11 protein-coding genes are annotated in these 13193 nt (G+C 51.0%); 3 read left to right on the forward strand and 8 right to left on the reverse strand.

Going from position 1 to position 13193, the window contains the following annotated elements:
- Window positions 1-27: 27 nt before the first annotated feature.
- On the forward strand, window positions 28-1662 hold the full coding sequence (locus ACO0LG_RS20315) for a methyl-accepting chemotaxis protein (RefSeq protein WP_423029376.1): 1635 nt from the start codon (window positions 28-30) through the stop codon (window positions 1660-1662).
- A gap of 80 nt (window positions 1663-1742) precedes the next feature.
- Here ACO0LG_RS20315 and ACO0LG_RS20320 read toward each other — a convergent pair whose 3' ends face one another.
- From ACO0LG_RS20320 to ACO0LG_RS20330, 3 genes are all read right to left on the reverse strand, one after another.
- On the reverse strand, window positions 1743-2498 hold the full coding sequence (locus ACO0LG_RS20320) for an energy transducer TonB (protein WP_423029377.1): 756 nt from the start codon (window positions 2496-2498) through the stop codon (window positions 1743-1745).
- Window positions 2499-2908: 410 nt separating this feature from the next.
- Window positions 2909-3949 (reverse strand): GMP reductase, encoded by a 1041-nt coding sequence (locus ACO0LG_RS20325; RefSeq protein WP_423029378.1) that lies wholly within the window; start codon window positions 3947-3949, stop codon window positions 2909-2911.
- Window positions 3950-4162: 213 nt separating this feature from the next.
- Window positions 4163-4537 (reverse strand): cupin domain-containing protein, encoded by a 375-nt coding sequence (locus ACO0LG_RS20330; RefSeq protein ID WP_423029379.1) that lies wholly within the window; start codon window positions 4535-4537, stop codon window positions 4163-4165.
- Window positions 4538-4595: 58 nt separating this feature from the next.
- Here ACO0LG_RS20330 and ACO0LG_RS20335 point away from each other — a divergent pair, with 58 nt between their 5' ends.
- Window positions 4596-5048, forward strand: a complete 453-nt coding sequence (locus tag ACO0LG_RS20335; protein WP_423029380.1) for a MarR family winged helix-turn-helix transcriptional regulator — start codon at window positions 4596-4598, stop codon at window positions 5046-5048.
- A gap of 21 nt (window positions 5049-5069) precedes the next feature.
- On the opposite strand, the gene ACO0LG_RS20340 is transcribed toward ACO0LG_RS20335, so the two are convergent.
- Both ACO0LG_RS20340 and ACO0LG_RS20345 read right to left on the reverse strand, forming a co-directional pair.
- Window positions 5070-5990 (reverse strand): metallophosphoesterase family protein, encoded by a 921-nt coding sequence (locus ACO0LG_RS20340; RefSeq protein ID WP_423029381.1) that lies wholly within the window; start codon window positions 5988-5990, stop codon window positions 5070-5072.
- Between the two features lie 96 nt (window positions 5991-6086).
- The gene (locus ACO0LG_RS20345) at window positions 6087-8690 is read right to left on the reverse strand and encodes a heavy metal translocating P-type ATPase (protein ID WP_423029382.1); all 2604 of its coding nucleotides are present in this window, start codon (window positions 8688-8690) and stop codon (window positions 6087-6089) included.
- An 82-nt stretch (window positions 8691-8772) separates the two neighbouring features.
- Here ACO0LG_RS20345 and ACO0LG_RS20350 point away from each other — a divergent pair, with 82 nt between their 5' ends.
- Window positions 8773-9225 (forward strand): MerR family transcriptional regulator, encoded by a 453-nt coding sequence (locus ACO0LG_RS20350; protein ID WP_423029383.1) that lies wholly within the window; start codon window positions 8773-8775, stop codon window positions 9223-9225.
- 9 nt (window positions 9226-9234) lie between these two features.
- Here ACO0LG_RS20350 and ACO0LG_RS20355 read toward each other — a convergent pair whose 3' ends face one another.
- From ACO0LG_RS20355 to ACO0LG_RS20365, 3 genes are all read right to left on the reverse strand, one after another.
- Entirely contained in the window at window positions 9235-10845 is a 1611-nt protein-coding gene (locus ACO0LG_RS20355) for a DUF3369 domain-containing protein (protein WP_423029384.1), read from the reverse strand.
- A gap of 170 nt (window positions 10846-11015) precedes the next feature.
- Entirely contained in the window at window positions 11016-11660 is a 645-nt protein-coding gene (locus tag ACO0LG_RS20360) for a TetR/AcrR family transcriptional regulator (RefSeq protein ID WP_423029385.1), read from the reverse strand.
- A complete protein-coding gene (locus ACO0LG_RS20365) occupies window positions 11653-13095 on the reverse strand; it encodes a PLP-dependent aminotransferase family protein (RefSeq protein ID WP_423029386.1) in 1443 nt (480 codons plus the stop codon). The genes ACO0LG_RS20360 and ACO0LG_RS20365 overlap by 8 nt, the downstream gene beginning before the upstream one ends.
- Window positions 13096-13193 lie beyond the last annotated feature (98 nt).

Raw genomic sequence — 13193 nt, forward strand, 5'->3', positions numbered from 1 at the left:
CATCCGCCCGATGTTACGGAGGCTAGTATGTTTCAGAATATTCGCATCAAGACCAAGCTCATTTTCAGTTTTATTCTATTGTCACTGCTGGTGCTGGCGATAGGTTCTGCTGGCTACCTGAGTTTGAATGCCAGTAATAACTCAATTAAAACCGTTTACGATGACAGACTGGTAGCGTTGGGACAATTGGATGCGGTGATACGCCTGATCATGAGAAACCAGGTCATCACTGCCAAGGCCATCACTGATGACCCGGAAAAAGCTTCTGCCCACATTGCTGCTGTTGAAGCCGGGAAGGCCGAGGCGAGCAAGATATGGGGTGAATACATGGCGACTTATCTGACGCCAGAAGAAAAAGTTCTGGCTGACCAGTTCGCCACCAGGCGCAAACAATTCCTGGATGAAGGTTTGAATCCGGCGCTGGCGGCGCTAAAAAATAAGGACATGGACGCGGCATCGAAATTATTCCACAGTAAAGTGGACCCCTTGTTTTTATCCATGAAAGAATCCATGGATGGGCTCATACAATTGCAACTCAGCGTCGGTAAATCTGAATATGAAGCATCGCAAAGTTTCTTCCGCAGCTTCCAGGTATTTGCGGCTTTGTTTATTGTATTGTCCGTGTTGTTTGCGTCTGCCATGGGCGTATGGCTGGTGCGCAGCATTTCCCGTCCTTTGAATTATGCGATTGATATCGCCAATAATATTGCTGCCGGCGATTTGCGTCAGGATATCAAGATCAGATCCAAAGATGAAACAGGTGAATTATTGCAAGCCTTGTCAAATATGAACCAGAGCCTGATCAACATCGTCAGCCAGGTCAGGACCAGTACTGACACGATCTTCACTGCATCGAACGAGATTGCCGCTGGTAACCTGGATTTGTCTGAGCGTACAGAAAGCCAGGCTAGCTCCCTCGAAGAAACGGCTTCATCGATGGAAGAGCTGACCTCGACCGTGCAGCATAATGCAGCCAGTGCTTCCCAGGCAAATCAACTGGTGATGTCCTCATCCGAGTTTGCCAGCAAGGGCGGTGATGTGGTCGGGCAAATGGTGAGTACCATGGGTGCCATCAAAGACAGCTCACGCAAAATTGTCGAAATCATCGGCGTCATCGATGGCATTGCCTTCCAGACCAATATCCTGGCCTTGAATGCAGCAGTGGAAGCGGCACGAGCAGGTGAGCAAGGGCGCGGTTTCGCTGTAGTCGCGTCTGAAGTGCGAAATCTCGCACAAAGATCAGCCAGCGCAGCCAAGGAGATCAAGCAATTGATCGATGACTCTGTGTCCAAAGTCGATGCCGGTACCGCTCTGGTCGATGAAACCGGTGTCACCATGGATCAGATTGTGACATCCGTCAAACAGGTTGCTGAGATCATGAGTGAAATTGCCGCCGCAGGGGGCGAACAAAGCCGGGGCATAGAACAGGTGAATGTGGCGATCACACAGATGGATCAGGTGACCCAGCATAATGCTGCCTTGGTAGAAGAGGCCGCCGCCGCGGCTCAAAGCCTGCTTGAACAGGCCGATAATCTGCATCAGGTGGTCGGTGTGTTCAAGGTCGCCGGTTTGCCCGAAGGCAGCAACGCCATCAAGACCGGCAAGTTCAAAAAGGTGGAAGCCGCCAACCAGGATCAACGCAAGACTTTGCGCCTGGGCTAAATACCTGCCAGCGTACTGCCAGCAAACAAAAAGAGCCTGCCTGATGTTGATCAGGCAGGCTCTTTTTGTTTAGACTTGTCTTAATTGTCGAGCTTGAAATTAAATTCCAGCAAAGTGGTCAGTGGCTTGGAAATCGGCGCATATTTCCATTGAGATGCCGCCGCAATCACTTCCTTGTCAAAATGCTTGGGTGGATTTGCTTTGACGATTTCTACCTGCGAGACCTTACCATCAGTATCAATATGCACGCGCGCACTAACTACACCTGAGGTGATGCCTGCACGTACTGCAGTGCTGGGGTATTTGGGTTGTACGCTGGAGACGACTTTTAAAGTCAGGTTTTCAACCGGTGCCGCAACTGGGGCAGGCTTTGGTGCAGCAGCGACCACTGGTGGTGTTTCTACTGGCTTGGGTGCAGCGACGGGTACCGGGGCAGGTGCGGTGGCCGATGCTGATGCCGCTTTAGGCGCATCTTTTACCTTGGCTGCCAGGGCTTTTGCCTCTGCTGCCGCCTTTGCATCCTTGGCGTCTTTAGCCTCTTTTGCTTCCTTGGCCTCTTTAGCTTCTTTCGCCAATTTTTCTTCTTTGGCGATTTGCGCGGCTGACTTGTTGGATGCCATATCCATCCACTTGGTCACATCGGCAGTATCAGCATGTTTTACAGGATTTTTTACCAAGCCAGTTGGCATGGCTGTCGATGAAGGGGCATCTGGCGTGCTGGCAACAGGAGCCGGTTCCGGCGTTTTTTGACAAGCAGTAATGAGCAAGGCACTGGATGCCAGGCTGAAAGTAAGAAATGACAACTTCCCTGTTTTTTTAATAACTACCGTTTTCATATTACTCCAGACAAAAGACCGTTTTTGAAGCTAAAGTTAAATCAAGCAATCGGCTGTATCGCAGCGAAAAGAATGTTCGCATGAAAATAGTGCATTTAAAAAAATGCAATAAATTGGTGCAAAATAGCTTTGCTTGCTGCTCAGGAAATTTTCACAAATCCGAACGGCTATCCTGCCATGGATGTAGGTACTTAGCAATATTCAAATCACAGATGTGATTGAAATCATGAAAATTCACCGATCAAAATGGCATAATTTCGCATATCTATGCATGATTTATGCCAAATGAAGGCTAAATCATTTAATTGATAAAAATTATGAAAAAAAAGCCAACTTCTCGTAAAGCTGGCTTGTAGTATTGTTACTGATTTATTTTGAATTTGTTTACTGCTAAACAGGACTTAGTTGCTTCATGATTTTCCGAACACTTCATTCAATTGCTGAGTTACGCGGATGAAAGTTGTGCGCTTGGTTAACTCCTTGAGTTTGTGTGCACCCACGTAAGTACATGCTGAACGAACCCCACCCAGAATATCCTGCAAAGTTGCTTCTACCGCGCCGCGATAAGGGATCAATACTTCCTTGCCTTCTGACGCGCGATATTTGGCAACACCGCCCGCATACTTGTCCATGGCGGCGCGGCTGCTCATGCCATAGAAGCGTTTGAATTGCTGACCGTCGCGTTCTACCAAATCGCCCGCGCATTCATCATGGCCTGCCAGCATACCACCCAGCATGATGAAGTCGGCACCTGCACCAAAAGCCTTGGCAAGGTCACCCGGTACAACACAGCCGCCATCGGCACAAATCTGCCCGCCCAGACCGTGTGCAGCGTCGGCACATTCAATCACGGCTGATAATTGCGGATAACCCACACCTGTCATCTTGCGCGTCGTGCAGACTGAGCCTGGGCCTATACCCACCTTGACGATGTCGGCACCCGCCAAAATCAGCTCTTCAGTAATATCGCCCGTCACCACATTGCCGGCCATGATGGTCAGGTGAGGGTAAGTGGTACGCACTTTTTTGACGAAATTGATAAAGCCTTCGGTATACCCATTCGCCACGTCTATACAGACATATTCTATGGCGTTCTGGGCGCGCGCCATGACGGCAGAGAATTTCTCGAAATCGGATTGGGTAATACCCATGGAATAGAAGGCTGCTGATTTTTTTTGCAGGCCAGAGAAATAGTCGACCAGTGCATCTTCATCATAATGCTTGTGCAGTGCCACAGATAATTGATGCGGGTCCAGCGCAGCGGCCATTTCCATGGTGCCGGTAGAGTCCATATTCGCAGCAATAATGGGGATGCCGTGATAAGTCTTGCGGGAATGATGGAAAACGAATTCGCGTTCCAGATTGACCTGGGAACGGGAGGTGAGGGTGGAACGCTTGGGACGTATCAAAACATCCTTGAAATCCAGCCTGAGGGTTTCTTCTATATGCATAACGACTCCATAATGCGTCTGGCGGACGCGGGAAGTGACAACGCAGGCAGCTAAGCTGACTAAGTTGTTGAGCCGTACTTGAGTATAGTGCAAAAAAATCCGGAATCATCATCTGAATTTGATATGGACCTTATCATCCATTTCGTATTCTCGATATTCCGGGTGTTGTCAAGATGGTATGCTGGGTTTGTTAAGCCTGTGCAAATGAAATAGTCAAAGTGCCCATGGCGGCGTAAAAGTCTTGCCATCTTCCAGCACTGCCTCAGCACCCACTGGCAAAATCGCCACGGCTCTGAAATTTTCATCACTGGTCTTGGTGATTGAAAAACGGGTATGGGCTGGTACGATCAGACATGCACCCGCACTAAGCGTGTAATGATCATCTCCCATGTTGACCTTTGCCGTTCCTGAAAGGCAGATAAATATCTCTTCCCGTGTAAGTTGGTGCGTGACACCGGGTTTGTTGGCGCTTAGTTCAACGATCCACGCTGAATTTTCTGTTGATCCTCGGCTGGGTGACGCAAGGCCGGTAAAGATGGCGTCATGCATGGCAAACACTTTGGCAGATGATGCGTCGATCAGATTCATAATTTCCTCCTGTGATATAATTCACCAAAGATTATAAACCAAGGAGAATTAAATTACCATGCAAGAAAATATTGATCTGGGCGTGTTGTTGAATCTGGCTTTTGGCAGCTTTAAAGAAGAATTGCATCAACATCTGGGACGGCAGGGATATGCTGATGTAGGCAGTTCTTTCGGCTATGTTTTTCGTTTGCTTGAAAACAATCCACAAAACCTCAAGCAGCTTGCAGAAAGCCTGGGCATGACACCGCAGGGCGCGCTAAAGATTATTAACGATATGGTGTTGAAAGACTATGTACAGCGCGTGGATGACGATAGCGATGCACGGGTGCGATTATTGCACCTGAGGCCGCGTGCAATTGCCTTGATGCAGGTGGCACGAGCATTTCATCAAGAGTTTGAAGTCAGATTAGGTGAGCGCGTCGGCGCAAGCAAGGTGAAAGCCATGCGCGCCGTACTGGAGCAGATTGCAGCAGATGCAGAGTATGGTTCACCCAAGCTGCGTCCATTGTAAGCAAGCTTAAGCATCTGGTGCTCAATGGCACGCGGCCTGGCCTTTATCCACCAGCGCCTGCCCTGGAACAGGCAAGAACTCCCATTCGTAGGACTTGGCATGCAAGGTCAGTTTCAATACGCCATGGGTAGAATTGTCGCGTAGTTCTGTGGCGCCCTTGGGCAGGAACATCGGCGTCAATTTCGCACCACCCGTACCAACGACAAAGCTGCGTATGCCGTTCTTGTCGTCCCTGTCGCCATTTGCATCAAGAGGGGCAAAGCGTTCGTAATCATGATCGTGCGCAGCCAGCACGATGTCTGCTTTGGCTGCTGCCAGCATGGTCCAGGCTTCTTGCATATTTTTATTATTACCATGTCCGCCGGAGCTATACACCGGGTGATGCCAGAAGGCCAGGGTGCAGCTTTGTTTATTGCTGTCCAGTTCGTCCTTTAACCATTTCAGTTGCTCTTGCATCTGGGCCTGGTCCAAATTGCTGTTAAGCGAGAGGATGTACCACTTGCCCAACCGGGTCGCATAGTAGCCCCGGCGGTCTGGGCCAGCCAGTTCACCGAAATAATTGTAATACCCCAAAGCCTTGGGCATGCCGTAATCATGATTGCCGGGTGAAGGCAGGGTCTTTTCCTTGAATCTTCCCCAGGTCGGCTCGTAACAGTTACTGAATTCTTCGGGCTTGCCGACGGGGTAAGTGTTGTCACCCAGAGTGATGGCCCTAGCCGTACTGTCTTTGTCAAGACCAGAGGCAATCAGTTCTGCCGTTCTGGCAGCCATGCTTTCGACAGGCGGCCTTTTGCGGCAGTCAGCAATGTCACCAGCGACATAAACTGTGGCGCTGACAGATTTTTCAACAGGTTTTTTACTTGCCGGCTTGGTCTTTTCGGCTGCGTGTGCGGGCGAAATAAACAGGGTGGCAATACAAAATGCCAGGATAGAAATACGCATGAAATTCTTTATTTGGTAAGGCTATGCCAGTGCTGGCAAGAACAGGCGCGTATTTTACCTGTTCCTGCGGTTTGCCATCCAGTTTGCTATCACATACTATAATTTCGCCGTCCGCAAGCGCAGCGCATTGGTGATCACCGATACCGAACTCAGGCTCATTGCTGCACTGGCGATCATGGGGCTGAGCAAAATTCCAAACCATGGATACAAAAGTCCGGCAGCAACAGGCACACCAATAAAATTGTAGGCAAAGGCAAAGAACAGGTTTTGCCTGATATTTTTCATGGCCTGCTGGCTTAAAGACCGGGCTTTGACGATGCCGCGCAAATCACCTTTGACCAGCACTACATGGGCGCTATGCATGGCGACGTCGGTGCCGCTGCCCATGGCAATGCCCACATCTGCCTGCGCGAGTGCAGGTGCATCATTGATGCCATCCCCAGCCATGGCAACCACGCGCCCTTGCGCCTGCAATTCCTGCACGATGCGGAACTTGTCTGCTGGCAGCAGGTCGGCGCGCACATCATCCAGCCCCAGTTGCTTTGCTACAGCCCTGGCAGTAATGGCGTTATCACCAGTCAGCACGATGATGTGCATGCCCTGTTGCTGTAGTTGGCTGATCGCTTCCCCGCTATTGTTCTTGATCTTGTCAGCCACACTTAGCAATGCTATCGCTTTTTGATTAACTGCCATCAGCATGACGGTGTGACCCAGGGTCTGCAAATCAGTAACTTGTTGTTCAAAGCCTGAGATATGAATGGCATGCTCTTGCAGTAAGGCCGGATTGCCTAGCAAGACCACCTTGCTATCCACCGTGGCACTGACACCCTTGCCTGTGATGGATGTGAAATTGCTGATCGCAACGGGCTTGGTATGTTGTGCTTCGGCATAGCTGACGATGGCATGGGCAACCGGGTGTTCGCTGCGTTGTTCCAGTGCCATTGCCAGCGCCAGCAAATCTGTTTCTGATTCGCCGCTAGCGACGCTGAAGTGTTGCAGTGTGGGTTTGCCTTCTGTCAGCGTGCCGGTTTTGTCTATCAACAGGGTATCGATTTTTTCCAGTCTCTCCAGTGCCTCTGCATCCTTGATCAGCACACCATCACGGGCACCACGGCCTATACCTACTGTGACAGAGATTGGTGTTGCCAGACCCAGTGCACAAGGGCAGGCAATGATCAACACTGATACTGCCGCCATCAAACCATTCGCCATCCCCGGTGCTGGCCCCCACACTGCCCATGCGATAAAGGCCAGCACGGCTGCTGCAATCACAGCCGGTACAAACCAGCCAGATACCTGATCCGCCAGCTTCTGGATAGGTGCGCGTGAACGTCCGGCCTGGTTCACCAGATTGATGATACTGGCCAGCAGGGTATCATTGCCTATGCGTTCAGCCCGCATGCTAAAGCTGCCTTGCTGGTTGATGGTACCAGCACTGACTTTGTCACCAGCCTGTTTGCTGACTGGCAGTGGTTCACCGGTCAGCATGGCTTCATCGACATTGCTATGACCATCTAGCACGGCACCATCAACAGGGATATGCGCCCCCGGTTTGATGCGCAAACTATCATTAAGCTGCACTTCGTCCAGGGCAATTTCAGTCTCGCTGCCATCGGCAGCAATGCGTATCGCAGTCGCTGGTGTCAAGCCCAACAGGGCCTTGATCGCTGCATTGGTTTGCGAACGTGCGCGTAATTCCAGTACCTGCCCCAGCAAGACTAAAGTAATGATGACAGCCGCAGCTTCAAAATACAGCGGTGCCATGCCATTCATCTTGAAAGCAGCGGGCAGGGTACCTGGTAACAGCAGTGCCACCAGGCTGAATACATAAGCGGTAGCCGTGCCCACACCTATCAAACTGAACATGTTCAGGTGCATGATCTTGAAGGATGCCAGCGCACGCTCAAAAAATGGCAGGCCAGCCCATAACACCACAGGTGTCGCCAGGATAAATTGCAGCCAGTTGAACACCGTCATACCCAGCAGGTTGTGAAACGACACACCGGGCAGCATGTCGCCCATGGTCATGATCAGCAGCGGCAAACTCAACGCCAGGCTGAACTTGAAGCGGCGGCGCATATCATCCAGCTCGCTGGTATCTTCTTCTGCCGAGGCCTCCTTTGGTTCCAGCGCCATGCCACAAAGCGGGCAGGTACCAGGACCAACTTGTTCTATCTCCAGATGCATGGGACAGGTGAATATCGCATCCTTGACGACCGCTTTGGGTGCAGGGCGCCTGGCTGGATCCAGCCAGGCAGCGGGGTCTTTGCGAAATTTTTCCAGGCAAGAATTGCAGCAAAAATAATAACTTTGTCCTGCATGCACAAGCTGATGCTGGCTCTGCGCATTGACACGCATGCCGCATACCGGGTCTTTGTGTTCACCCTCAGCATCGCTTTGCATGCCGTCGCTATTGACATTGCCAACGCTGCTTAGTCCGATGACTTTCTTGGCCTTGACATAGTTTTCTGGCGCAGCATTGAATTTGCTAACGCATGAAGTGCTACAAAAATAGTAGGCATTACCTTGAAAACGCGCCGTTTTCTCCGGATTCTTGCTGACTTGCATGCCACAGACCGGGTCTGTAAATTTCTTGTCCTGGCTTTTTTCTTGCGGAGACAGAGAGACAGGCTGCGTTTCATGTTTGTTCCCGCAGCAACTGCCACCCTGAGGCTGGTGATTGGTGTGATCTTGAGTCATCGTTTTCCTTCCAATACAAATTTAGCGTGATTGGCTTATCATAGACTCCGTACCCAAGAACAGAGTCAAGGACTTGTTAACGATGCCTGATATAGACAATAAAGATCATGATGCAGATCAATATACGATAGGGCAATTGGCCAAAGCAGCAGGCGTGGGGGTAGAAACCATACGCTATTACCAGCGCCGCGATTTGCTGCCAGTGCCTGAAGTTTCAAGTGGCTTCAGAACCTACCCAGCCAGCCTGGCAGAACGCATACGCTTTATCAAAAGAGCACAGGAATTAGGCTTCAGCCTGGATGAAATTGCTCATTTGCTGATGCTGGAAGATAGTAATGACAAACAGGCCATACGCGATGTTGCGCATGAGCGACTAGTGCAGGTTCAGGCCAAACTGGCTGACCTGCACCGGATGGAAGACATGTTGACCCAGTTAATACACCAATGTGCATCGTCAACGCAGCAGGCGCAGTGTCCGATTATTCAGGCACTGGCAAGTAGCCGCCCTGACGATGTCGAGAGCCGCAAGTGCTAAAATTCCGTATCAGTGTTCGCTGTTGGCAACCCAATCGGGTTTATCGGTTTGTATATAGTGAATCAGCGCATCTACCACCAGTGGATCAAATTGTGTGCCGCTCCTGGATTTGATGTAAGCAATGGTGTCTTCCAGCGACCAGGGTTCCTTGTAGGGGCGGCGGTGCAACAAGGCATCAAACACATCGACGACCGCGACGATACGCGCCGACAAGGGAATATCTTCCCCTTTCAATTTTCGTGGATAACCCTGTCCATCAAAATGCTCATGATGGCTACCTGCAATCTGCGAACCATAAGTCAGGTAACTGACACCATCGACCATCGTGGCGGCCCGCGCCAATACGGTTTCTCCTGCCAGTGCGTGGTATTCCATGATGATGCGTTCATCCTTGTCATGCCCGCCAGCTTTCAGCAGAACGGCATCCGGTGTAGCCACCTTGCCTACATCATGCAATATGCTGGCAATGCCTACCATTTCCATGAATTGCGGTGTCAGGTCTGTCGCGAAATTATTGCGCCGCTTGAGTTCACTGGCTATCGCATTCGTCAGTTTGCAGACACGCTGTACATGGCCGCCAGTATCAGTGTCCCGTGATTCTGCCAGGTCAGTCAGGGCAACTACCGATGCTTCCTGCGCCTTTTGCAATTGCTCATTCAGATAACGATTGTCAAAGGCTGCAGCAATGCGGTCGCAAAATAATTCCAGCAAGTCGCGCTGCATTTGCCCGAGTGGCCAGGGAGGCGTCACCAGGATGGCAAATTCATGGCCTTGCCGGGTGTGGATGAACAAGACATCGGCAGGATGCTGGAACTGGCTTTTCTTTTCATTGAAGGCTTTTTCAACGATGGCTGTCCACTCGCAATCTTGCGGCAGTTTATCCAGGCCAGAAAAGTTACTGTAGGTCCCCGTCGCCGCAATCACACTGGCTTGCGGGTGATCGGCAGAGGCACCTACGGCATTGCGCGACAGGCACAAGACACCATCCGCCCCCACATCAAGAATCGCGCCTATCTGGTTCAGCACGCCACAGGCAAATTCCTTTAAAGACTTCAGCTCATACAGATTGGCAGATGCCTGCAATATGCGCGTCAATCCTATGCGGCTGCGTTCTATTGACAGCAAGCCCTCGTAGGCACGCAAGGATGCGATCACCGTCGTGAACAGGCGCTGGGTAGTCAGCTCGGTCTTGGTTTTATAGTCATTGATGTCATAATCGACGATGACACTTTTCTCTGGTGCCTGGCCGGGCTGGCCAGTGCGCAAGACGATGCGCACCAGTTGATTTTTTAACTCTTCGCGTATGCGTTTGACCAGGCGCAGCCCAGCGTCATCGGTCTCCATGACGACGTCCAGCAAAATCAGGTTGATGTCATTTTCTTTGCTTAAGATATCAAAAGCTTCCGAGGCGCTGTGTGCTGATAATATATCCAGCGGGCGCCCCTTGAAGACGATATTGTTGAGGGCTAAACGGGTGACGGCGTGTATATCTTCTTCATCATCGACGATGAGCAAGCGCCAGGGGTGGGATTCAAATGAAGTGTCGAGTTGTTCCTGAGACTTATCATTATTTTCATCTTCAATGATCCAGTCCTCGTCTGATCCCTGTTCGTGACTCATACACTCCCCCGATCATGTGCGCTGCAACATCGTTTGTAGTCAGAAATCGCCCGGCATCACTTCTTTCCTGAGAATTTATTATGCCAGCAATTCTTTAAACATGCCCTCCGGCATTATTTTTTTATGTGGTATTTGACAGACATTCACATTACTGCTCGAGCGCAACAGACTTAACTTGGCGTAACAACATTCAAGTGCAGGCGATGCAATACCATATCGACAATAAGTCTCTCTGCTTCTTCAAAATCATTCTCGTTCAAAGGGCTATGTCCAAGAACAAGACTCATCTGCGCAGCAAAGTCGGCATACGACTGCGTCATCGCCCAGATGGAAAATAAAAGATGGGTCGTGTTGACTGCAGCGATTTTGCCAGCAGCCATCCAGGCTTCAAAAACGGCTATATCTTTTTGTAAGAGTGGCAGGATTTTATTACGCATGGTTTCTGCATACACAGGCGCACCACTGATGACTTCCATCGCATACACGCGTGAAGCCTGCGGTTGTTCACGCGAGAAACGCAGTTTGGCACGTATGTAATTACCAAGCAATGTTGCGGGGTCATGGTTGGGGTCTGCTAATATGTTCATGCGGTCCAGCCATTGGTCCAGTACCTGGTCCAGCACCTTCTCATACAATATCTGCTTGGTCGGGAAGTAGTACAGCAAATTCTGTTTCGAGAGACCTGCCCGTTCAGCTATCGATGCCAGCGCAGTACCTGCATAACCAGCCTCGGCAAATACTTCCACCGCCGCCTGCATGATGCGTGCTTGCAGGGCATCGCGTGAGCGCGTGAGTTTATCCGGCGCTCTATCCATGACGCTGCTTCATCAAAAAGTTTTTTAATATTTCATCGCCACTATAAGCGATATTGAAACGGAACCAGGGGTGATCACTGGCACGCAAACTAAAGAACTCATCGGGTGCTAGCAGGATGCCTTCTTGCAAAGCCTGGCGTGAAATCTCGCTGGCACTAGCCTTGCTGTCTTTCCAGCCCGCACTGATAAACATGCCGCCGCGTGGTTCTGCCAGGGGTGTCAAACCCGCGGCAAGCAACATGTCCATGCTGGCATTGCGTGAGGTTTCTAACTGGCGTTTAAGTTTTTCCAGCATGCGCCGGTAGAGGCGCGAGCTGATCGCATGCAGCACCGCACGTTCATTGATTTCAGATGTCGTCAAACCAGCCAGCATCTTTACTCGCAGTAATTCACCTATCAGCGAATGTGATGCACAGACCGAGCCTACGCGCAAGGTAGGGGACAGCGTCTTGGAAAAACTGCCCACCCGTATCACACGGCGCAAGCCATCCATGGCTGCCAATGAGGGTTCCGGGCGCGGGCATAGCTCGCGGTAGATATCATCTTCCACTAGCCAGAAGTCAAACTGTTCTGCCAGGGCCAGCAGGCGGTGTGCCTGTGCCTGGGAGAGGCTGGTGCCCAGCGGGTTTTGCAAGACCGTATTCACAAACATCAGCTTGGGCTGATGCAACAGGGCCTTTTCCATGAGACTGTCGAGGTTCAGGCCTTTTTCATCGCGGGCTATGCCTATCGGTATGCAGCCGTGATGGCGTATCAAGGATAGCAAATTGCTATAACCAGGGTCTTCGACCAGTACAGTGTCGCCGGGTTTGCACAGCGTGCGCAGGATAAGGTCAAAGCCATGGGTAGCACCATGGGTCAGCAATATCTGTTCAGAATCAACATTGAACAACTCCTGTGAAAGGCTGCTGGCCAGGTGCTGGCGCAGGCTGGGGAAACCCAAAGGATTGCCATAGCCACGCAGGCGCTGGGTAGGGATGCGCATGGATTGCTTCAAGGCGTCCAGCAAAATATCATCGCCATACCACTCAGGTGGCAACCAGCCTGAGCCGACGGGCAGGGCGCTGGACACGCCAGAATACAAATCCGGGCTTAAGGCATCCAGCGCACTGGGTATGATGGCTTGCGTCATGGGCTGGGGTGTACAGGCTGGTTTGGTGACAAAATAGCCAGAACCACGACGAGAACTCAGCAGGCCCAGGGTGATCAGGCGCTCATAAGATTCCACAACTGTAAAGGTACTGACCGCATTGCATTTGGCAAACTGCCGCACGGATGGCATTTTGCTGCCCTGCGCCAGGTCATTCTGCCGCACCAGCCGTGTTACCTCCTGCACGATCTGCTCTACCAGGCTGGCCTGGCGGCTGCGCTCCAGTGACAGTTGTGGCCATAGCGGGCTTTGCTCTACTACCTGCTGTTCTTTTACGGTGTCCATGCTTGCTCCTCGCTAGACATAACATAAGCTGAATTGTGCAAACGCACATAACTGTTATGTTGTAGCTACCAATACGGTTGGATGAAATTAAACTGGCT

This window comes from Undibacterium sp. Ji42W (genome assembly GCF_049340405.1).
Classification (GTDB): domain Bacteria; phylum Pseudomonadota; class Gammaproteobacteria; order Burkholderiales; family Burkholderiaceae_D; genus Undibacterium.

What these genes read in the sequence shown, in the direction of transcription:
- ACO0LG_RS20350 (WP_423029383.1), top strand. Translation starts at nt 8,773, where the DNA reads ATGCCTGATATAGACAATAAAGATCATGATGCAGATCAATATACGATA.
- ACO0LG_RS20325 (WP_423029378.1), bottom strand. Translation starts at nt 3,949, where the DNA reads ATGCATATAGAAGAAACCCTCAGGCTGGATTTCAAGGATGTTTTGATA.
- ACO0LG_RS20355 (WP_423029384.1), bottom strand. Translation starts at nt 10,845, where the DNA reads ATGAGTCACGAACAGGGATCAGACGAGGACTGGATCATTGAAGATGAA.
- ACO0LG_RS20340 (WP_423029381.1), bottom strand. Translation starts at nt 5,990, where the DNA reads ATGCGTATTTCTATCCTGGCATTTTGTATTGCCACCCTGTTTATTTCG.
- ACO0LG_RS20330 (WP_423029379.1), bottom strand. Translation starts at nt 4,537, where the DNA reads ATGAATCTGATCGACGCATCATCTGCCAAAGTGTTTGCCATGCATGAC.
- ACO0LG_RS20365 (WP_423029386.1), bottom strand. Translation starts at nt 13,095, where the DNA reads ATGGACACCGTAAAAGAACAGCAGGTAGTAGAGCAAAGCCCGCTATGG.
- ACO0LG_RS20315 (WP_423029376.1), top strand. Translation starts at nt 28, where the DNA reads ATGTTTCAGAATATTCGCATCAAGACCAAGCTCATTTTCAGTTTTATT.
- ACO0LG_RS20345 (WP_423029382.1), bottom strand. Translation starts at nt 8,690, where the DNA reads ATGACTCAAGATCACACCAATCACCAGCCTCAGGGTGGCAGTTGCTGC.
- ACO0LG_RS20320 (WP_423029377.1), bottom strand. Translation starts at nt 2,498, where the DNA reads ATGAAAACGGTAGTTATTAAAAAAACAGGGAAGTTGTCATTTCTTACT.
- ACO0LG_RS20335 (WP_423029380.1), top strand. Translation starts at nt 4,596, where the DNA reads ATGCAAGAAAATATTGATCTGGGCGTGTTGTTGAATCTGGCTTTTGGC.
- ACO0LG_RS20360 (WP_423029385.1), bottom strand. Translation starts at nt 11,660, where the DNA reads ATGGATAGAGCGCCGGATAAACTCACGCGCTCACGCGATGCCCTGCAA.